At 38.8% G+C, this 21,399-nt stretch carries 23 protein-coding genes; 4 read left to right on the top strand and 19 right to left on the bottom strand.

The window, feature by feature from the left end:
* Positions 1-94 precede the first annotated feature (94 nt).
* Positions 95-2,812 carry a VPS10 domain-containing protein gene (locus BFP71_RS16160; RefSeq protein ID WP_069836467.1) on the bottom strand — a complete coding sequence of 906 codons (2,718 nt, stop codon included), beginning with the start codon at positions 2,810-2,812 and terminating at the stop codon, positions 95-97.
* Positions 2,813-3,026: 214 nt separating this feature from the next.
* Here BFP71_RS16160 and BFP71_RS16155 point away from each other — a divergent pair, with 214 nt between their 5' ends.
* Positions 3,027-4,313, top strand: coding sequence for a hypothetical protein (locus BFP71_RS16155; RefSeq protein ID WP_069836466.1), 1,287 nt, complete (start codon positions 3,027-3,029; stop codon positions 4,311-4,313).
* A complete protein-coding gene (locus BFP71_RS16150) occupies positions 4,313-4,735 on the top strand; it encodes an energy transducer TonB (RefSeq protein WP_069836465.1) in 423 nt (140 codons plus the stop codon). Before BFP71_RS16155 ends, BFP71_RS16150 begins: the two co-directional genes overlap by 1 nt.
* Here the strand turns inward: BFP71_RS16150 and BFP71_RS16145 are convergent.
* Positions 4,725-6,020, bottom strand: coding sequence for a hypothetical protein (locus BFP71_RS16145; protein WP_069836464.1), 1,296 nt, complete (start codon positions 6,018-6,020; stop codon positions 4,725-4,727). The two genes, BFP71_RS16150 and BFP71_RS16145, sit on opposite strands and share 11 nt — an antisense overlap.
* Positions 6,021-6,180: 160 nt before the next feature.
* Here BFP71_RS16145 and BFP71_RS16140 point away from each other — a divergent pair, with 160 nt between their 5' ends.
* Positions 6,181-6,597, top strand: coding sequence for a Dabb family protein (locus tag BFP71_RS16140; RefSeq protein ID WP_088125084.1), 417 nt, complete (start codon positions 6,181-6,183; stop codon positions 6,595-6,597).
* 48 nt (positions 6,598-6,645) lie between these two features.
* On the opposite strand, the gene BFP71_RS16135 is transcribed toward BFP71_RS16140, so the two are convergent.
* The 9 genes from BFP71_RS16135 to BFP71_RS16095 form a co-directional block, all read right to left on the bottom strand.
* Positions 6,646-7,506, bottom strand: a complete 861-nt coding sequence (locus tag BFP71_RS16135) for a substrate-binding domain-containing protein (RefSeq protein ID WP_069836463.1) — start codon at positions 7,504-7,506, stop codon at positions 6,646-6,648.
* A 168-nt stretch (positions 7,507-7,674) separates the two neighbouring features.
* Positions 7,675-8,121, bottom strand: coding sequence for an SRPBCC domain-containing protein (locus BFP71_RS16130; protein ID WP_069836462.1), 447 nt, complete (start codon positions 8,119-8,121; stop codon positions 7,675-7,677).
* A complete protein-coding gene (locus BFP71_RS16125; protein WP_069836461.1) occupies positions 8,114-8,443 on the bottom strand; it encodes an ArsR/SmtB family transcription factor in 330 nt (109 codons plus the stop codon). Before BFP71_RS16125 ends, BFP71_RS16130 begins: the two co-directional genes overlap by 8 nt.
* A gap of 141 nt (positions 8,444-8,584) precedes the next feature.
* Positions 8,585-9,004, bottom strand: a complete 420-nt coding sequence (locus tag BFP71_RS16120) for a nuclear transport factor 2 family protein (protein ID WP_069836460.1) — start codon at positions 9,002-9,004, stop codon at positions 8,585-8,587.
* 130 nt (positions 9,005-9,134) lie between these two features.
* Positions 9,135-10,184, bottom strand: a complete 1,050-nt coding sequence (locus tag BFP71_RS16115) for an AraC family transcriptional regulator (protein ID WP_069836459.1) — start codon at positions 10,182-10,184, stop codon at positions 9,135-9,137.
* Positions 10,184-10,756, bottom strand: coding sequence for a hypothetical protein (locus BFP71_RS16110; RefSeq protein WP_069836458.1), 573 nt, complete (start codon positions 10,754-10,756; stop codon positions 10,184-10,186). Before BFP71_RS16110 ends, BFP71_RS16115 begins: the two co-directional genes overlap by 1 nt.
* Before the next feature lie 42 nt (positions 10,757-10,798).
* On the bottom strand, positions 10,799-11,023 hold the full coding sequence (locus BFP71_RS16105; protein ID WP_069836457.1) for a DUF2007 domain-containing protein: 225 nt from the start codon (positions 11,021-11,023) through the stop codon (positions 10,799-10,801).
* 138 nt (positions 11,024-11,161) lie between these two features.
* Complete coding sequence (locus tag BFP71_RS16100) at positions 11,162-12,796, bottom strand: S41 family peptidase (RefSeq protein ID WP_069836456.1); 1,635 nt, start codon at positions 12,794-12,796, stop codon at positions 11,162-11,164.
* Between the two features lie 137 nt (positions 12,797-12,933).
* A complete protein-coding gene (locus BFP71_RS16095) occupies positions 12,934-14,319 on the bottom strand; it encodes an alpha/beta hydrolase (protein ID WP_069836455.1) in 1,386 nt (461 codons plus the stop codon).
* A 499-nt stretch (positions 14,320-14,818) separates the two neighbouring features.
* Between BFP71_RS16095 and BFP71_RS16090 the strand changes: the two genes are divergently transcribed.
* Positions 14,819-15,577 (top strand): response regulator transcription factor, encoded by a 759-nt coding sequence (locus BFP71_RS16090; RefSeq protein WP_069836454.1) that lies wholly within the window; start codon positions 14,819-14,821, stop codon positions 15,575-15,577.
* A 37-nt stretch (positions 15,578-15,614) separates the two neighbouring features.
* Here BFP71_RS16090 and BFP71_RS16085 read toward each other — a convergent pair whose 3' ends face one another.
* The 8 genes from BFP71_RS16085 to BFP71_RS16050 form a co-directional block, all read right to left on the bottom strand.
* On the bottom strand, positions 15,615-16,016 hold the full coding sequence (locus BFP71_RS16085) for an EthD family reductase (protein ID WP_222843494.1): 402 nt from the start codon (positions 16,014-16,016) through the stop codon (positions 15,615-15,617).
* Between the two features lie 122 nt (positions 16,017-16,138).
* The gene (locus BFP71_RS16080) at positions 16,139-16,687 is read right to left on the bottom strand and encodes a hypothetical protein (protein ID WP_069836453.1); all 549 of its coding nucleotides are present in this window, start codon (positions 16,685-16,687) and stop codon (positions 16,139-16,141) included.
* Between the two features lie 72 nt (positions 16,688-16,759).
* Positions 16,760-18,142, bottom strand: coding sequence for an ankyrin repeat domain-containing protein (locus tag BFP71_RS19460; protein ID WP_245701859.1), 1,383 nt, complete (start codon positions 18,140-18,142; stop codon positions 16,760-16,762).
* An 87-nt stretch (positions 18,143-18,229) separates the two neighbouring features.
* The gene (locus BFP71_RS16070) at positions 18,230-18,517 is read right to left on the bottom strand and encodes a hypothetical protein (RefSeq protein ID WP_222843493.1); all 288 of its coding nucleotides are present in this window, start codon (positions 18,515-18,517) and stop codon (positions 18,230-18,232) included.
* A gap of 176 nt (positions 18,518-18,693) precedes the next feature.
* Positions 18,694-19,110 carry a hypothetical protein gene (locus tag BFP71_RS16065; protein WP_069836451.1) on the bottom strand — a complete coding sequence of 139 codons (417 nt, stop codon included), beginning with the start codon at positions 19,108-19,110 and terminating at the stop codon, positions 18,694-18,696.
* Positions 19,111-19,225: 115 nt separating this feature from the next.
* On the bottom strand, positions 19,226-19,468 hold the full coding sequence (locus BFP71_RS16060) for a hypothetical protein (protein ID WP_069836450.1): 243 nt from the start codon (positions 19,466-19,468) through the stop codon (positions 19,226-19,228).
* Between the two features lie 73 nt (positions 19,469-19,541).
* The gene (locus BFP71_RS16055; protein ID WP_069836449.1) at positions 19,542-20,201 is read right to left on the bottom strand and encodes a hypothetical protein; all 660 of its coding nucleotides are present in this window, start codon (positions 20,199-20,201) and stop codon (positions 19,542-19,544) included.
* 132 nt (positions 20,202-20,333) lie between these two features.
* The gene (locus tag BFP71_RS16050) at positions 20,334-21,371 is read right to left on the bottom strand and encodes a serine hydrolase domain-containing protein (protein ID WP_069836448.1); all 1,038 of its coding nucleotides are present in this window, start codon (positions 21,369-21,371) and stop codon (positions 20,334-20,336) included.
* Positions 21,372-21,399: the final 28 nt, after the last annotated feature.

The following is a 21,399-nucleotide window of genomic DNA, read 5'->3' as shown; positions in this document are numbered from 1 at the left end:
TAAATAATTATTGTCATTTTTTGTTTGAGGTGGGGGAGGCATAAAAAAAGCCATCTCGATATCGAGATGGCTTTTGAAAACGGTTTCTTTAAAATCAGTTTCCTGACCAGTGATCTTTCATAACCACTGCATCTTTGGTCATTGATTTTCCATCAATCTCCAAAACAACTTTGTACGTACCAGGTCCAACAGGTCCGGTCATATACTTCATGTTTTTCATTTGTGCAGCAATGTCCTCATCAGACATTCCGAAACGCTTATAGCGATTGGCTAAGTTTTTCAGCTGAGTCTCTGATCTTTCGCCCACAATTTTCACAAAAGGCCAAATTTGGTGATTCAATCCTGCTTTTGCATCAATATCCATTTTATAAACCTCTCTTGATCCACTATAGATTGTCAATTTAGCTTCTCCACCGCTAGGCGAATAGAAGTACATGTGTGAACCTGGCTGTTTGCTCTCGCCATTGAAGTTTGTATAAGCTGCCACATTTCTCAAGCCTCTATTGAACTGTACAGCCGGCGTAATGTCAAATAATGCTGCACTATTCATCATAGATGAATTCATGCCTTGTAAAGGAGAAATATCTGCAATGAAGATACCCCGACCATGTGTTGCCACAACCAAGTCATTTTCTCTTGGGTGAATCACCATGTCGTAGGCAGGGTTAGTTGGCATATTGGTCATGAACTTGGTCCAATTAGCACCACCATCTATACTAGCATACACGCCTAACTCAGTACCTACAAAAAGAAGATTTGGGTTTTTGTGATCTTCTCGGATTACATTCACAGGCTCAGCGGGAAGTCCATTGGCGATAGAAGTCCAAGTTTTACCTTGATCGGTAGTCTTGTATAAGTAAGCGCCAAACTGATCTCTTCTCATACCGTTGAAACTAACATATGCTGTTCCCGGGTAGTGTGATGAAGCTTCAATTCGAGTTACCCAGTATTTAGGGTTGTTAGGTATGTTATCGTTTAGGTTAGTCCATTTCTTACCACCATCCGTAGTAACATGAACGTTGCCATCGTCTGTACCTGCCCAAAGCTCATCCTCATCTAGTGGTGATTCTTCTAGTGTAGTAATCGTACCATACTGAATATTACCAGTACCAGCCGCTTTGATTGCGTCGTCATTACTAAGGTCCCCACTGATTACTTGCCAGTTTTCTCCGCGGTAATTAGACTTTAATACTTTGTTTGCCGCATGATAAATAACATTTGAGTTATGCTGTGAGACTACAATAGGAGAGTTCCAGTTCCACCGAAGGCTTCTGTCATTGTATCTGATAGCCCTTGATTCGCCAGTTTTCATATCTAGTCGTCTCAATGGTCCAAACTGGGATTCGTTATAGAGGAATCTATTGTTTGTTCTGTCCACAACATTGTACATACCGTCGCCGCCACCTACACGAGCCCACTGCTCAAAGTTTATGGCACTACCGTCTTTCATGCTACTTGGTCCTTTTACTGAACCATTGTCTTGTAAACCGCCATATACATTATATGGGTAGTCCATGTCGACATCTACTGCATAGAACTGTGCTAAAGGAATTTCATCTGGATGATACCACGTTTTACCAGCATCATAAGTAATGCCCATACCGTGGTCATAACCTAAGACCATATGTTCAGAATCGTCTGGATCGATCCACATCGCGTGGTTATCGCCTCCAAAGCGGAAAGCAGTACCCCAGTTTTTACCAGCGTCTTTTGTTTCCCAAACCCTAATACCGATAACATAGACATGGTCTTCGTCATTCGGATCAACTCTTACTTGTTGATAATAATATGAAGGTGCACCTCCAATATCGACCCCATCAGGGCTAATTTTACTCCAAGTTTTGCCACCATCGCTAGAACGGTACATTTCTACACCTTTAACGCGCTGACCTCTTTTTAGTGGAATACCCACTTCTAGCATTCTTCTTCTTTCTTCAACAGAAATACCGTCTACATTGACGTTTTCTATGTTGGCGTAAAGCACGTTTGCGTTACCCGGTGCATATGCCACTCCAATTCTTCCTAGGAAACCACCTGGTAAGCCGCCTTCTAACTTAGTCCATGTACGGCCACCATTAGTACTTTTATAAATTCCACTGCCTTCTCCACCTTCGTTGAAGGTCCAGGGGGAACGGATTTTATCGTAAGCAGCAGCTATTAGTGTATTTGGATCGGTAGGGCTCATGGCCATATCAACCACGCCAATGTATTTTCCATCGGCTTTCTTCACTTCTAAGACTTTTTTCCATGTCTTACCGCCATTGGTAGTTTTGTAAAGCCCTCTTTCTGGATTATCAGAGTATAAATGACCCAAAGCGGCTACATATACTACGTTAGAGTTTTTTGGATCGATAAGAATTCGACCGATATGGTGTGACTCAGGTAGCCCCATATTCTTCCAAGACTTACCGCCATCCGTCGATTTATAGATACCATTGCCCCAGTATGAACTTCTTGAGTTGTTTGCTTCACCTGAACCAGCCCACACTATACTCGTATCTCTTTGATCTACGGCCACAGCGCCTAGAGAGATAATATTTTCATTATCAAAAATGGACTTCCATGATTGACCATTGTTGATAGTTTTCCAAAGTCCTCCTGACGCTGTTGCAGCGTAAATAACTTTTGGTGCTTTGTCTACTACCGCAAAATCTACATATCGACCACCTTGGCGAGTCGGTCCAATTTCACGAAACTTAATACTTTCCACGACTTGCGAAGGTATTTGCTGGGCAATTGCCTCAGAAAGCCCAAGCGCTACTATTAAGCCGCATAAAGCAATTGATCTAATTTTGTTGAGTGTTCTAATCATCGTCTTTTTAAGGTTAGAAGTGTTTGAAATTAAATCAAAATGAGGGCACCTCAAAAGGCAAAATCTAAGATTATATGAGTGGTATGATTTGCTGGTTTCAGAGTGGAAGACGAACCCATAAGGTTATTTCTCGTTTTGAATGTTTATAAATTGAATCATTTTTTAGTCTTATTCGACATCTTTACTGAGATCGACCATTTTAACACTAGCTCCGATGAAGTCACCTTGGATTCTCCTTTTGATATGTTTCTTGGCATTGCCGACCTACGCTCAAGATGAATTAAGTGCTCAGGATTATTTCAGCGCTGCTCAAAAAGCGTACGAAGAAAAAGACTACGATGCTTTTCTGTCGAATATGCGTGAAGCCAATGCGTTGAGGCCAAATCATCCGGTAATAGTGCCAAGACTCGCGGCGGCATGGGCATTGACAGGCCGAAAGATAAAAGCGGTGCAATCCTTAAGCCAAATGATGCTGATGGATGCGTCTTACGACTTTGAGAACAACTCGGATTTCGACAATATTCGTACCCATAAAAACTATAAAAAGCTTTTAGCCTTAAAGGATAAAATGAGCGCCGAAGAGGTGAATGATGAAGTCTTTAAAACAGTAGACGCTGCTTTTCTTCACCCAGAGAGCTTTGTGGTTTTAGACAATGGAGAAGTGCTACTGGGAAGTATCAGGGAAAAAAAGATAGTAAAGATTCTTGCTGATGGAACCATCATTGATTGGTTGGAAGAAACACCTTATGGTGTATTGGCTATGAAACCAGACTTCGAGGCTGATATCCTTTGGGTCACTTGTGCAGCGATACCTGAAACAAATGGTTTTTTGAAATCTGATACAGGCAAATCAACCGTTTTGCAAGTGCGATTGTCAGACGCTAAAGTACTTCAAGGCCTTGTTTTTGAAGATGATTCTACTATAGGAGATATCGCGATCGATAAGGCAGATAGGATTTGGTTGACGAATAGTCGAACACCGTACTTGACGCGAAACAATACAGATACCACTGATTACATCGGGGCGTTTAGCGGCAAGCAGTTCGACCTAACCGATGTTTATTTTAATCTGCAGGGCTTAACCTTAAGCGATGATGAAAAGTTTCTATATGTTTCTGATTACATAAAAGGTGTATTTAGAGTAAATCTAGACCCAGATGGCAACGAGGATAATATCCGTCGAGTAGCATCACCAAGCAGTATATTGCTGAAGGGGGTTGATGGTCTTTATTACTATGATAATTCACTGATTGCGATTCATAACGGATCTAAGCCCTATAAGGTAATGCGCTATTTTATGAATCAATCTGGTCGAGTGATCGAGCGTGAAGAGGTGATCAATAGGGGTGGTGCTAGTTTAGGTGAACCGACTTTGGGTCAGATTAAAGATGGCTATTTTTATTATTTGGCGAACAGCCCATGGGGTGCTTATGATCTAGAATTTAATCTAGATTTGTCCAAAACTAAGCCAATTGAGATAAGAAGGTTTAAACTTGACTAATGTCTAAACCAAGAAAAGACCAGCCTTTAAAAAAGCCCCGCTATCGTGGGGGAGATGCAGCGCTCAGGAAATTTGTTGATGGACATTTGGTTTATCCTCCTGAAGCCTTAGCTGCGCGTATAGAAGGTGATGTTGAGGTTGCTTATGATGTTGATGGATTAGGCAGAGTGAAGCAAATTGAAGTTATCCAGTCTTTGGGTTATGGGTGCGATGAAGAGGTTGTAAGACTTGTAAGACTGTTAAAATTCGAAAAGGCATTTAACAAAGGCCGAACTGTTACAAGTCATAAAAAGCTAAAGGTCAACTTTAAGTTACCGCAAAAGCCCGTTAAAAACGTAACCATTAATTATAGTATTACTACTTCCAAGAAAGAAGTTGAGCAGAAAAAGGAAAAGACGCTTGGCTACAAGATCAATTATTAAGGTTTTTCAGGAATTTATAGCCTAGAATAATACTAAAGCCTTGATATTCAAGGTCGTAAAGTATGGATTCATTAAAAACTTGCCTCTTCGTATTGTACCGCAATTCCAACATCAAGTTTTCGAACTGCCCACCTAAACCGATAATGAAGTTACTGACTTCTTGCGCATCGAGTTGAGCGCCTGTAGTCAGTATGTTATCATCGATTAGAGATATAGTGGCGCTTGAGTTCAAATCCAAGTTTAAACCTGGTTGCCACCCAAATGAAAGGAATAACCTTGATTTGTCGTTAAGTTGGACATATCTCCGCATACCAATCTTAAAATTGATGCTACTTACAGTGGCTTCCCATCGCTGAAATCCACGTTGAAAGGTCAGATTCGAGAAATAGAGTACATCGTTCCATCTTCCACTGGCTTGGAATCCTGTATAAGAAGCCCCGAAAAACATAGCCCATTTATTAACACTTTGGGGAAGCATATACTCACCCTCAATACCGATTCTTAAGGCTAATTTGGAGTCAATATCTGTTGCATACGATTCGGGTTGTGTTCCACCAGCAGCAATGATTGACTTTGTCATTGTACCAGAAAGCACATTTGGCCCCGCTTGAAAGGCCCATACTGTAGAACCTTTTGCGCCTTCCGACTGCATTACTTTTACCTCTTGGTTCTGGCATTCATTCAGACTAACGAACAGACTGACCATATCCTTAATTTCATAATCGACCTTTCGTAACCCTTCCAAATCGTAGCCACACGAAAAGTTATCTTGAATTTGTTTTCTATAGGCACGATTCCGCTGGACTCTTTGGCCCGAAAGAAACTTCTTAAATACAAGTGGCTCGTAAGTGTTGGTGCCATTTTGATAGTAAAAGCGCATTGTTTTGTTTGTCTTGTGAAGGAAGAGAGGGGTTTCACTTTCCACTAGAACTTTCAAAAACAAGGTTTCATTTTCCCAAAGTGGATCACGCACCGTTGATAATTGGCCTTGTAGATCACTACTTCTGTCAAAAGCCACGTCAGCCCTTACATATTTCGCCTTCCCATAAACTTCGAATGCAGCTATGTCTTCCAATTTCCCCGTTATGATTTTATCACTATCAGCACTTTTATAGGTGATGAAGTATGGATTATTCTTCCAACCTGCAGTTTTTATGGTTACCTCTTCGGTTTGTCCGTTTGATTTGGTAATGCTTCCTGGGAGAAATTCAGATTGTGCAACTAATGTGACATTTACAGCAAACAGGAGCGCAATAAGTGAAAGGCGTAGGCGAGGGTTGATCATTCAGTTTTGAGTTTAGGGGTTGATTTCAAAATATAGAGAATAATAATCCGTAATCAGCTTTGACAACTAGTATTTACATAGGTGGTTGGTCAATAGAATCTTAGATGATTTACCCATTAATTTGATAACTTACTGATTCGCTAGCGCTGAAAACAAAGACATGAAATTAGTCCCTAAAGTATTACTCGTTACCACATTCTTTTGCACCATATTGATAACAGGCTGTTTAGCCAATTACGAAAATGATTCGAAAACGACGGAATCAGTAGCGCCAGAATTAAGGCATATCGTTCTGTTTAAGTTTAACGAAGACGCCGACCCTGCTGCTGTAAAGAAGGCAGAAGACGCTTTTTTAGCTTTACCGGGCAAGATACCTGAAATAAAGGCATTTGAATGGGGCCTAAATAATAGCCCTGAGAGATTAGATAAAGGCTTCACACATAGTTACTTTCTTACTTTTGCGAGCGAAGAGGATAGGGCAGTTTACTTACCACACCCCGATCATAAGGCCTTCGGTGCGTTATTAGATGGGATTTTGGCTGACGTTTTGGTATTTGATTATTGGGCCAATCGATAGCACAGTTTAATCGTTATTAGGCTTGCTAAAGTGCTGTGATTAGCGGAATTATCGTTTCCAGATAAGTTCTGGTATATGTTGATGTTTTTGGATGATTTCCGCTGCTTTTAAGTGAAATACAACACTCTTGATCATTTTATCGCTTACCCAGCTATCAGCTGCCCATTCAGTACTGTGGTACCACCTTTCGATATCCTTTAATTTTTGATCATACCTTTCGCTGACGAGTGGAATCATATCGTTGTCATGCATAAACTGCTGGCAACTTTCTTGAATAATATCCAACATTTTGTCTATTGCTTCTGAGCTATTGTCTAAAACCTTTTCTGTGGCAGCGATAACAAAACATGGCCATGGTGTCAAGTATTCTCCAATTCTTCGGATTTTACCCGCATCCACGTAAGGTTTAGTGGTGTATTTTTCCCAGTAAAAGACGTCGGTTTCAAGTGTATTCAAAGATGTAAGTGCGCCATCAAGGTTATTGATTACAGTGAATTGATCGGGTCGAATAGTGTAACCTTTACTGTTAGCGTTTACAATTGAAATAAGGTGAGAACCTGACCCAAAGCGACTGATGGCATGTTTCTTATCAAAAGTAAAGTCTTTGTGTTGTAGTGGGTTCTCTAACCCAGTATGGATGCCCCATGTTAGTGGAGTGATCACATATTCGCTAATAATTTTACTCGGGTTTCCTTTAATTATGTCTGCTATAATGCCTTCGGTGAGCAATAGGCAAACGTCTATCTGATCTTCCCGAAGTGCTTTGGTCATTTGACCAGTTCCACCGTAAAAATCAGTCCATTCTATGTTTATGCCATGCTTTTTAAAAAGTCCTTTTTCATTTGCGAGATGAATGGGCAGGTTAAAGTGTTCAGGCACACCGCCTATGCGTATAAGTGTTTCGCTCATTTGGTCAGGTAACTAAAGCAAAATTAAAAAATGATGAATTGTGCGAATTTATGTTTTTGCTTTTGAATTAATGGCTTCTTAATGACAAAGGGGTCTATTTACCGTAGAGCACTTCGTTAAGAAGTACATCCAGAGTAGATTGGGTTAAAATTTAATGCTCGCTACTCATTATTTGCCAACGAACTCCGATAATCGATCGAAAACTGAGCCCCAACCATTCATGAAGCCCATTTGCTCTTGTTGCTGGCAATATTCCGCCGTAGGGTGTACAACGCTGAATCGAAAATTAGTTTTGTCCCCAGCCGCTTCAAAATACGCTTGAATTTCTACACCCTCCGTCATAGGCCTAAAATTAGCTGAAGAAATGATATGCTTCAATTCAACAATGTCTTTGTAAACACCATCCGCGATAAATTCACTGCCATCGGGCATAGTCATGGCATACTTCCATGCGCCACCAATAGCAAATTTATGGGCTATTATTCTTGTTTCCATTCCTTTTGGACCCCACCACTGGGCGATATGTTCTGGTTTAGTCCAAGCTTCCCATACAAGTTGAATAGGCGCATCAAAGGTTCTCTCAAGGCTTAAAGTCCTGTCATTAGCTTCACTCATTATCTTCTTTTTTAGATTTTAATTCCATTAAATAGCGCTCAAAAGAGTCAAGTTTACCTTCCCAAAGCACCTTATATTGCTCCATCCACAAAAAGGCGGGGATCAGTTGTTGAGGCTGAATTTTACAGTAACGCTCTCGTCCTTTTTTGTCAATAGCAATGATGTCACACTCGTTAAGAATCTTTAAATGTTTAGATATGGCTGGTCGACTAATTTCAAATTTGTCGGCCACCTCATTGATGGTGAGCGACTCTTTTGAAAGCAGTTCGATAATGTCCCGTCGTACAGGGTCAGCGATAGCTTGAAAAACATCACGTCTCATGAAAAGTGTAACTGTTTGGTTACTAATTTAAGTGTAACTATTCGGTTACGCAAATAATCTGTAAGATTCAGGCCTTTAAAATTAAAAACTCCCTATCTCTGATATGAAATAGGGAGTCTAACAATTGCACTTGTTTTTAAACTAATCGCCTGATGTTTTCTTAGTGAATGCTTTGTGAATAATGGTCCATTTCCCTTTGGCTTTCAATAGCATAAAATAATCGATATATGGGACTGTGCTTTTGGGATGTGAAATTTCAACCTTTGCGACTGCAACATCATTTTCGTAGTCGATAGATAATATTTTACCACTTTCACCGGTCGGTTGGCCTTCCTTGGTGTCCTTTATATATGCTTTGCCAGACCAAGTTTTTAGCTCTCCTTTACTAATGTAATATAGGTTCAAGTCGGGGTGGAAGGCAGTTGACAAACGTTTTGGCTGACCTTGTGTAGATCCAATGATATAATTATTGAGTGTTTTGCGAATAGCAGCGTTTTCATCCTGTGCACTTAGGTTTTGTATAAAGATTAAACAGATGGCTAGACATAAGAACTTTTTCATTTTTTGAGCTTTTAGTTAATAATGAAGTTGGATTCTTTTTTATCAGAACTAGACAATAATACCTAACCTGTTTTTTAGCACGCTAAAAACTACTTGATAAAATCTCCTGATTTATAAATGACTAGAAAATTCAAGAAATAGATTTCTTGTACTGCGCTGGAGTAATCCCTTTAAACTTCTTAAAAGCATTGTAAAAAGCTGAGTTTGACTTGAAACCACACTCATAACCAATGGCTTCAAGCGTTAGGTGAGTATATTCTCCAATCATCTGAGTTGCATCTTCAATTCGATATTCGTTGACCAAGGTTGAAAAATTCTTATTCAAATTATCATTTAGATATTGGGATAAGTAGTGAGGCGGTACCGCAAGTTTATTGGCCAGGTCAGAGAGCTTTAGTGAGGGATTGTGATGTGCTTTTTGCTCCTTAAATTCAGAAACAATGCTTGGCATAAGATCTTTTGACTGTGCAGCATCAATTTTCTTATTGGCGTATTTTTTCGGTGCTTCAAAGAATAAGACCTTATCTCTTTTTTTAAATACCCAAATTAAAATGGATAAATAGAGTGTGAATGAAAAGGACAGAGCCCCGACAATATATGATGTATAACCATTGGTAAAATAGGCAAGCCAGATTATGGCCATACAGATAATTAAGTTGACCAACCAGAAGTCTATATTATCTGAATTCGCTTTTGAAAAGACCCTTTTAAAGGCGTCACGGGCAACGCGAGCAGATATAATAATGTAAGCAAGCCACTGAGTGAAAAGAAACCATGCTAGATAACCATCAATTTTTCTTTGCCATAGGTATCTGTGTTCACGATAAGGAAAATAGTAACCGACGACGATCATAGCGACCACGATTGGTAACGTATGCCAAATCCATTTACTATTAGATTTTTCTTTACCGAGGGCACTTAGTACATAATAGTATAGAAATGGACCAATTAATAAGCATGCGGATAAACCAACTTGGATGAAATCGCTAGAAATTCCTGGCACGAAGGTCATGAAAACGGATTTTGCCACCCGCACACTTAGAACAAATAATAGTCCTGCTAGAAAATAAGAAGACCTGCTTTTTTGTTTTGTAAATACCCCGAAATATAGGCTCAAAAAAAGCCCATTAAATGCACCGATCGCACTAAAAAAGAAGAGCATTTGATCTTCTAAACTCATTATTTCACGCGGTAACCGAATCGGATATTGAGTTGAAGTATTGCGTTTCCAGAATTCACAAATTGTGAATCAAAAGTATATTCATATCCGATTCCTAGCCCTAGTTCATAGTTCCAACGAGCGCCTACTTGTCTTCTCATACCTAGAGTTGGAACAATGGCTATTCTATTAACTCTTAAACGATTGTCGATATTCGATACATCAAACCAGTCTGGTTCAAAACTCGTCTGAACCGATACGAAGTTTGCGCTGTTGTAAGCGGTTTTCTTACCTAAAACACTGCGTTTCTCTAGGTTATAATACCACCGAGGCTCAATAATAAAACTAGGGGTAAAAGCATATTGAGTTCTGTCAAAATTAATTCCACCAAAGATCTCTCCTTCGAAACCGAATTCACCTCTTATTACTGTGGTTTCGGATATTTGGGTTTCTCCATATACCCAAAGTCCCAGTACTCCTGTTTGAATACCCAGCGTTGACTTTTCGACGCTTGCCGTTTCTGTAGATTCAATTTGGGCATTCGATAGATAGGGGAGTACTAGAAAAAATGCTAGTAAAAAGAATTTCTTCATCTTATTAATAACAAATGGAACATTCGGCCAAGTGCTTGAAACTTAACCTTGGTTTCGGGTTTTGAAAAGCGCTACAATTTCCATGGCATTTTTTGTATCAATTTCACTGATGAATAATCTTGAGGAGCCAAAGGTGCCAAAACCCGCAATTCGTCCATCATTGGCTTCACTTCTTAAAAGTGAATTTATTCCTGCTTCTGCTAATTGAGATTTAAGAATCTGAGATTCAATATCGGTACCTTCGTAGATAAGTTTAAGCTCACTCATATTGCGTCGTTTGATTGAATAAATACTTACGTTCAAGGTCAAAGGAGGTTTAAATTCAAAAAATGACCTAGCTAATATTTGAACTTATAAAAGATAATAATTCTTGTGTGAAATTCAGAAAGATAGCTGCTGCAAATGCTAATTCTCCTTTGAGGCTATGGCGATCGCCTTTTCTAATATTTCGTCTTTGCCATTTCTTACGCCGGCTATTGTTCTTTCAACAAGCACGTCGATTTTAACACCTTTTCTTTGGGTTTCGGTCCCGTCTGGGTACTCTATACCATTTCCCGACATGGTTGTTAAGTAACCACCTAGATAGTTAAAACCAAGAACATCACCATCTGCGCCAGTGGTTTGACTGCCAACGGTTATAGTATTATCTGCCGTTTGAAATGCCATTGCCGTAAACTCAGCTCTGCTGACAGTTTCACTATTCACTAGAATTATGACTTTTCCTTTGTAGTTATTTGAAGTTCCCCTGGTTGAAATAGTACGAGGAGGCAAAAATTTACCTGGATATTTTAGGTATGGACGATAGGTGGTGGCAAAAGCTTTCCTTGATGAATTCAAATACCTAGAAATCGGCATGTAGATGAATTCAGGATAATTTCGGATATCGATAATAATGGCTTTTTTATTCCTTAGATTATCTAAAATCGCGCTAACATCTTGTGCCTTTATGTTCGCCATATCCATGTAACCGATGTCATCGTTAATCACTTTTGACTTTATAATTTCTTTTTTCGTTTCAGCCAATAAGTCTTTTCTGTTAACTCTCATTACCGAAGTTTTGACGGTCTCTTTTCCTCTTTTTATGGTCATTTCTACACTTTCGACATCGCCTCTGAGAATGGTATAGAGATAGTAACCTTCAGCTTTAGAGATCGGATTGGATCCACTGTAAAACCTCGTGAACTTTTCCCTGTCTTGTTGAAGGGCTCGTCCATTTATTTCTGATATAACATCTCCGACCTTTAGATTAGCAGCTTCAGCCAACGTTTCATTATAAAAACCAGTTATAACGGCCTGATTTTCGATGTGACTAAGTTTTATTGGTAAATAGTTTCTTTTTGATGGATCAAAGATGATTTGGGCATGTGAATCGTCAAGACTCGCAACTAGTTCTCTAATTGCATTTCGATATGTCTCTTGGTCTGGCGCGGTTTTAAACTTGTCAATTGATTCGAAAAGAACAGCATCCCAGTGCTTGTCAGTAAGGTGCTTATAGGGAAAAAAGTACTCAATAATATTCCAGTATTTGATAAAACCTAAAAGCCTGTATGTCTCGCTAGGGTATTGAAAGTCAGTGTATTCTGGTTCGTTAATCACTCTAATTTGACCTACAGATTGAGTAGTTACATAATGCAGATCACCTTGATACCTGTTCTCCTCAATAAATTTCAATTGAGACTTAACCTTACTATTAAAAACGGTTGAGTTTTGGGTCCATGAAAGGTCAAAATTCTTCTCAAATAGCTCTTTCTCATTGTTACATGTCTCGCACGGATTCACTTCTCCAAGACTTTCAATCCACTGGGAGTAGTAATTAGAAAGACTTTCTGTGTCATCGTTTTTTAGCATTTTAGGCAATTCATCAATAAAGACTTGATCCCAATTGAATTTCCCAGAAGCGACACTAGGGTGATAATATTTTAAGAAGCCATAGACTTTCGCAAAAACGGCAATCTTTTCGATATCTGTAAAACTGTTCTGCGCCGTTAAACCTTTAACCCCTAATATTAGAATGAGGATTAAGAATGATCTCTTTATCATAGATATACTTTTGCTGTTTCTTTCCTCTTGCGACGCACGCTTAGTACATTTTGTAACGCATATCAATCTAATGATCCGTAAGTAATGACTCTAACTACTTGTGAACAAGGGTGGTACATGATTGAAAAAAATGTTCTTTACTTCATTTCAAGACGTCCTAAATCAGCTAGTTCGAAGTACCTATTGGCCTTAAAGTTCTTCCTACAATACTCAAGACTGGCCTTTCCTTTTTTCTTTTGTACGTCTTCTTCAATAGAAGTTTTGGCAATGAAGTAATTGAAATTTAGCGTGTAGTCGGGAAAACGTTTTTTTGCTTTTTCTAAGAAAGAGATGGCCTCATTTGGTGAGCCAAGGTCATTGATAAAAAAGTCGGTGAAAACATCAATTTGACCTGCCAAGAACCTATAATCATTTCCATTTTCATTTGATAATATCTTATAAGCGAGATTCTTGGCCTCTTTAAGGTCTTTTAGGTCACGTCTGTAGTGGAACTTCATGATATTGGGATATTCATAGTTGTTGACTTCCTTTTCGTAAGCCAACAATTTTTCGAACCCCGTTACATTTCCACTATTGACGGTTTCGACAACGAAGTAGCCAAAATCGTCCGGTAACATTGTCGTTTCAATGCCATAGTCGGCCTTTATGGTTTGTTTATAAATACCGATGTAATTTGAGACATCAAAGTCTTTTTCAAGAGATAATTCTGGGAACCTGCCAAAGTTTCTGTATTTGTAAAATAGATGTTGTATGCCGTCACTCAACGCTGCTGCAGGTAGATCGGTGTGGTTAGAGATATAATTTTTTACCGCTACATTGGACGATGAGACATCACTTTTAATTCGCTGCGCCAACTCGTTGAATTCATTGTCTTTATCGCCAGCTCCTACAAAAAATACTTTATCGAAATTTGTCTGGAGTGTTTGAACTAACTTTTCATTGAAAGTTTCATCTCCTTTCACGAGGGATAAGGCTATTATTCCTTTGAATGGTATTTCTGGTTCAAATAAAAGTCTTGTGGTGAAGTAAGCTGTGTTTGAGTGACCGATTATGCTGTTATAGCCTGATACCGCATAGTTTTTATTGATATAGGGCACTATTTCATTCACTATATGACTTTTTAAATTCTCAGGCCCCTCTTTCATGGCCAGGCCAGTGAAATTAGGCTCTGTTTCAATTCCTCTATTGTTATGGAAAATACCAACTACGATTGATGGCGGGATCACATTAGTTGCGTAGTCTTCTCCATCTACGACCGTCTGATTTCCTAAATATTTCGTGTAGCTAGCAACCATTTCAAACATTGAGGAACCATCTAGTGTGTAAATCACTGGATATTTTTTGTCAGCTGAATAATCATGAGGCAGTGCCACCTTGAATGTTCTTTCCTCCCCTTTGAAATACTCGGACTTTATTTTGAAAACCTCATAGACTTCGGTCTTTTCCTCTTTTTCCTTCTGAACCTGTCCGAAGAATGTGAGCGGAATAATAAAGAGAATGACTGTCGATAATGTTCTTTTCATGCGAGTAAATCTAGGAATGGCTCTTTTGCTCTAGAAATTGTTTTATTTGGCTGGTGTCTTAGGTCGGAACTGGGACGCCTGAAACTGACGATTGATGGGTCACTTTCTAGAGTTTATATTAAGTGATAGCCAATTAGCATCTATAGATTAATATAAAACTTCTCAGTTAAATGCGACCCAATTCCATAGACTAAGGTGATTGTTTTGAGTTTTTGACCTTTTGATATTCAAAGGTATGTGCCCTTTACCTTTCAGTGACTACACCAAAGGGTAGTATTGAGAGATCAACTCAGCAAGCGCCAATTATAAAGTGGCGTTTTAAGGCGATGGGGACAGAAAAGGTTTTAGTGGAATTATGAGGTGCTCTCTATTTAATGCTAAGTGATTTCAGGTTTGTGCTGAGGCATTTTTTCGCAAAATTATCAGGAACTATTGATTTAAGGACTACACTCAAGTGTAGTTTTTATACATTATATTAGTTACTCAAAGTTGAACGCCTATGGCAGACATTAACGACTTCTTCTCTTCTAATAATACTGTTTGGAACGTTACAGAATCAGATGCTGAACAGATAAACAATTATCTAGCTGTCGTCGATGCCTTTTCTCGAGCTACCAATAAGAGTATTTACATCATTGATTACGAGAAGAAGGGTTTTGAATATGTCTCCAGTAACCCCTTATTTTTGAACGGACATTCTAGGGAAGAAGTACTTGAAATGGGCTATGAGTTTTATTTCAAATATGTGCCAAAAGAAGACCTTGATTTACTGCTGAAGATAAATGCGGTGGGGTTTGAGTTTTATGAAACTATAGAATTGGACCAGCGCAAAGATGGTAGTATTTCTTACGATTTTCACATCAAGGCTGCCGACGGAAATTTGGTGCTTATTAATCAACAATTAACACCACTCTTTTTGACAGAACGAGGCAAGATATGGAAGGCCATATGCATTGTATCACTCTCTGAGAATAAAAATGCGGGAAATATCATTATCCACCGAAATGGACTGAATCAGTCTTATGAATACGATCTGAAAGCCGAGACTTGGCGTAAATTAGAACAAATTGTACTCACAGATCGGGAAAAAGAAATCATGCAATATTCCATTCGAGGTCACTCAATAAGTGAGATTGCAGATAAGATTTTCGTATCGCCAGATACAGTTAAATTCCACAGAAAAAAGATATTTGAAAAGTTGAATGTGGCAAATATCAGTGAAGCAGTCACTTACGCGACTCGGAATAATTTACTTTAAGTAAAGTGACCCGAGTTGGGCCACTTTTAGTTTAGTATTATTCGACTACTTGACTGATTTGAAGCGTGGGTTGGATATTAGTGAAGTTTGGAATATCCCCTATGATTTTCTCTGCATTAGGACCAATCGCCTCTTGATAATCCGCCAATTTATCGAAGTACAAATAGCCGATGGCTAAGAATGGAATAGGTGCATCAGGTGTTCTTCCTCCAATGCCTTTATCGATCTTATAATACTTTAGGTTATCGCCCATTAATTCTGCCACTAAAGGCATATGCTTATCTTCGTAGTAAGCCATGTCGAATGTTTTACCATCTCCATTTTCGTAGAGTAGTGTGACTTTAATCATTCCTTCTTCAGGCTTTTGTTCGGTAAGTGGCACAACACTTATTAACAACGCCGTAAGGCTAACAATGGCAAGCGTGATTTTGGTTTTCATGGTCATAGGATTTTGTTAAAAAATAGTAACCCAAGGTGGTTATTACTTTTTGTCCTCACAACTCATGCTAGTAAATGTGAAACTCTTGTAGTAGTCATCGACGGTAACCTTAAAATGGCCCTTTACATAATTCTTATTTTAAAGAACTGATCGGACAAGATCAAAGCGGAGATAAATATAAGAGTGATCACCGTTGTACTGATATGGAACTTACGGGTTAGGTTGTACTGCCCTGCAATTTTATAGACCATAAAGAATAAAATGGCGGTGGTAATCAGCGGTAGAGTAAAAGTGCCTAAACCTAAGTAAAGGCTTACTCGGGCTTCGTCATTAGCCATAAAGAAATTCATGAATGTGGCTAAAAGACGCATAAAAAAGGCTGTGAATAACAGACTGTAGACGTACTTGTTCCATGATTTCGCTTTTAAATAGTAAAATGCAATCAGCGCTTGGATGACTGTAATAAGAGGGGCTGAAATAGAGATAATGGCCCCATGTAATTCACTGGAAATACTACCATTCACTGGGCTCGTTCCATTTAGTCTCATGATAGTGTCATAACCTAAAAGTTCACTCGTTGCCCAGTGGGTAAACTCGTGAATAAGCCAAGTAAAGGCGACGGAAAAGATGCCAAAGAATATGTAGTTGAGGTTAGTTCTTTGGTCGGTCATGATAGAAGTGCTTTATTTCGCATAAGACCGATAAATATGAATAAAGGTTGCACGTGTGGGTTTAGCGAACGTTTACTTTTTTAGTTGTTCAAACACTTCAGTACTGATCCAATAGATGTCCTCGTTACTTGTATACAGCATGTATTTTCCGTCCGGCGTTACGTAAGGGCATAATTCATGATGCTCTGTATTGACCAATTCACCCATATTGACTGCCTCAGACCAGCCACCATTGTCATTTTTAAAACTGATGTAAAGGTCTCCACGACCTAGGCCTTCTGGGCGAGTTGAGCAAAAAATAAGGTAAGATTCATCAGGTGCTATAAATACGTCGGCTTCATAATTTTCAGTGTTTATGGCTGACCCTAGTACTACCGGTTTCTGAAACTTTCCGTCGATGAATTTTGAGTAATAAATGTCTTGATTCGATTGTTTACGATTGGCCGATGCATTTACGTTTGATGCAAAATACATAGTACCAGTTTGGGTGAACGAAATATAGTATTCGTTGAATTCCGAATTTATATTGGGTCCAGCGTTTATGGGCTCAGACCAAGCGTCACCTTCTCTTTTTACATACCAAATATCATGATCGTCTTTGGCAGAATTTCCGTCTAAAGATCTTTTAGAGATAAAGTAAAGCCTGTTTTCGTCAGGAGAGAGGAATGGATCATTATATCCATATTTATCACTTGACAGAATAGTAACTGGTTGACTCCAAGCACCATTTTCGAGTTTGGTATAACGTATAAATGGCTTACCACCTTTTTCTACGGCATAATAGAATTCGGTTCCTGCCGCATTGAACACAGAGCCAAATTCATATTCTTCGGTAGAAATAAAATTGGGGGCAAATACTTTTCTCTCAAGACGCGGTGGAGTTTGTCCGAGATAACTGCCGCGAACAGTAAAACTTCTTACTCGAGACTCGTCTGCCCCTTGAGACACAAGCCACTTTGCTATTTCATCGGCTTCGACTCTATTGGCTATTTCGAGTGGGCTGCTACCTCGCTTATTAACGATTTCTATATCAATCCCACTATTTACAAGCTTTTGAACATAGGGGAGGTTGTTGTCTAATATGGCTCGTTCTAGCAGCAGTGCACCCTGCTTTACCTTCCACGTATTGTTTTTTTGCATTTGAATGATCTTATTCAAAAGGGTGTCTCGCTTGAATTGGACGGCTACATAAAGTGCTGTATGTCCGTTTTTATCCTCTTGATTAAGCTTTAAGCCGCGTTTGACCAATTCATCAAAAGCAGGTATTTGATTACAACCCACAGCCCAGTGAAGCAAAGACCGTCCTTGTTCATCAGTAGAAGTTAATTTTTCATGTTTAAGTACACTGTCAATTTGAGTGAGATTACCACTGCAAACTATATTGTATATGTTCTGTCCTTTGGTATTCAAACAAAGGAATGTGAGCAGACTTAGGAGGGTTGTTTTTTTGATCATAACCTTTTACGTCAAGCGGAATGCCGGTTTTGAGTTTCATTTTGTTGATGCTTCAATATAATCAAGGATTATATTATTAACAGAAAATCACAACACGATAACCTTCTTTTGGATCATTGTGACTAATGTGAAAACATGAAAGGTCGCTATGAAAAGATTACTGATTACAATTGGATTCTTAATCGTTTTCACCGTGAATGGTGTTAGCAGTTTATACACCACCTGTATGAATAGTAATGCAAAGGCAAACTCTGGCTTATCTAAGATGAGTAAAAGAACAGAGGCCATTAGAATCGCCAGATAAATAGCCAAAAGTATACCTCTAGCTGGGGTAAAATCACCAGCTGCTCGTCTAAGGTTTTCCGCGTTAGTCATTAATGAATAACAAACCGGAATTAGCACGATAATATTAAGCACTAAGGAAAGCGTCAGCATTAATTGAGAACTCCAGTGCCTTGTATTTGTTCTAAAGCCGTGTCCGCTGCTTTCGAAAAGACTGTTACAAAAAATGCTATTAAATGATCTTTCGAATTATTTTTTCCCTCTCATAACTAGAAGAACAAGAGGATCAGAATAAAGGTAATGATGCCCACGATCGTAGTGAAAATTCCAGTTTTTCTTGACTTTGTCCAGCCAGATAGAGCGATAACGGTGAGAATAGAAATAATGCCTATTAAATAAGTAATCATCCCTATAATTCTAGGGATGTTGATGTCATTTTCAGTGACATCAAAAGGATAACCTTCAGTGGTGAGCAATAGGATTTTAGTGAAAGCAAAAATCGTTATCAGGAACCCTCCAGAAGAAACGGTAGATGCTTTTAGTATTCTATTATGGAGTTTGTCGTTCGATTTGTTGATGATGAGATTGGCGGTAATTGCAATTGAAAACCCACCGAGAAAAGCGCAGGTAATTATTAGTTGAGCCGCTAATTTATTCCAATAGTCAAAAGGAAGTTCAATCATCATTTTCGCAATTATTAATCCACCTTCAAAGGGTAGCGTGATGAATGTAATTTGCGAATTTTTTCTTAAGAAATTTTCATGGTTAAGTCTTAAATGGAAAGTCCACCAAAATACTTTATCATTTTCGTTCTTTTAAGGCATTCAAAATCGCCTTGCGGTGTTTTTCGTTTTTTGAGGCAATGGGAAAATAGAGTAGTGGGAGGAAAGTGAGAAGTCCAAAACCGTTTGTGATTATGCTGTAAATAGAAACTCCAAGGAGTAGCCCTATAATCACTGCATCATATGATTTTGAGGTCTTTGCTTTCCTAGCCGCTTCCAATAATTCCTCGTCAGATAGAGCATTTATATCATCTAGATTCATCTGGATAATCTTTTAGTCGATCAATTTTACAAAACAGCTTTTGATTTTATACAAATTCTGTCCCCCATGATTATTACTCAACTCGCTTTTTCCTGACTTTTCTAAGGATTACAACTACTATGACAATGACTAACGGAATTACCAAATAACCGATAGACTTTCCTATGAAATAACCTACTTTATAGGCTATTGAATGATCGGTGGATTGATTCTTGAGTTGTTTATTTGGATCAACATTAAGTTGAAACGAACTAAAATATCGACTAGACTCTGATCTAGCGTGATCTAAGTTTTCTGTATTAAATCTTGTTGCAGCAAAATAAATTCGGTCTCGTACAACTACCAATTGATTAAGTATTGTTTCTCCATTTGGGTAATCTGCTCGAAAAGTTCGAGCTACGAGTGAGTCTAATACAATCCTTTCACTCTCAGTTATCCTCCCATTTTTAGAATTTGTGGTGCCTTTTTCGAATCCGTCATAAAACTTATTCAGTTCTTCAATGCTATTTGAAGGGATTGACTCTCCACTTGGCAAAGAAGATTCCAAAACGCTGCTCAACGTTATGATTGAATAATCTGTTTCAGCTAAATACACCACCTGTCCGAGTGTATCAATAACTTGATGATTCTCTGGGAGTTCTACAGACAGCGATTCGTCAATGTAAATTCGTTCCCAGTTTAAACTACTTTGATTACCTTGAATTATGAGCAGGTATGCTAATAGAAATGTCATGTTTTATTTTTAACACTAAAGTACTATTTAACTAATAATTGAAAGTATTGGCTTCAAAACGAAGTCACTTTGCAATACCTTATCTTAGCCCTAGTCAGACCCTATTTTGGTGAGATAAAATGACTATGACATCTATGAACCTTTTTGCCTTTTAAAAATTCTGACGATCCGGGCATTGATAATTTCAGATAGATTCCAATTGTAGAGTTTTGGATCTGTTGTGTTGTAGAACTCAACAAAAACGGCGTCTAGTTCTTCATTATACTTTGCGAAGCTTTGATAACCTGGTACCCATCCTGAGTGCTCATAATTGTATATTGAACTGTAAATTTCCTTTTCACTTTCCGCGAATACCGACCCGTCGTTGAGCGCTCTTAGGAATGTCCCAACATCTTGTGCAGTTGCCAACATACCATGCTCATCTTCTTTTAAATCAGATGAGTATCCAACGTGGTAACCACTCATTACTTCATCTAATTCCACCTCTTTTAGCGATTGATAAGTGTTAGTAAGATTTAAAGGAGTCAAGATTTCTTCTTGTATAAATTTAAAGTTGCTGTATCCCAATTCATTATCCATAATCTTGTTGATCAGTAGATAGTTAGTGTTGCAGTATTCGTAACCTTCCCCTGGTTCAAAATTAGCCGATAGACCATCTATCAAAGCGAGACTTTCTTCATACGATCGGGTAGGGTTAGCCCAAAAGTTGGGTGCGTCCGTGAAATTCGGTATTCCACTTCTGTGTTGAATCATCTGTCGAATGGTGATTCGTTCAGCATTTTGAATCCGCCCTACTAATTGCGGTAAGTAATTTCCAAGGGTCTCGTCTAAACTAAGTCGCCCTGCGCTTACTAATTTCGTGACAGCTACCGCGTCATAGAGCTTACTGATGCTTGCAATTTTAAACAAGGCTTGCGGCTTAGCAGGTATTTTCAATTCTCGATCGTGCCAACCTGCGGCAAAGTATTGTGGAGCTTTACCTCCTTGATCCACATAGACTACTACACCATCAAAGCCATGGTCAATTGCTTGCTCAAGTTGGTCTTGTATACTACTTGGTAGCGGAAGAATCCAAGCTTTCACTAAAAGCCAAGGCACAAAATAGAGCGAGCCTATTGAGACTATAATTAGTACAATCCCAAAGATTTTTCTCGGCTTTTTCTTAGTCATGTTGATATCATAAAGGGCGTGAAAAGCA

Source organism: Roseivirga misakiensis, assembly GCF_001747105.1.
GTDB classification, from domain to species: domain Bacteria; phylum Bacteroidota; class Bacteroidia; order Cytophagales; family Cyclobacteriaceae; genus Roseivirga; species Roseivirga misakiensis.
The sequence above is the reverse complement of the archived record's forward strand: the minus strand, read 5'-3'. Positions and strand labels throughout refer to the sequence as shown.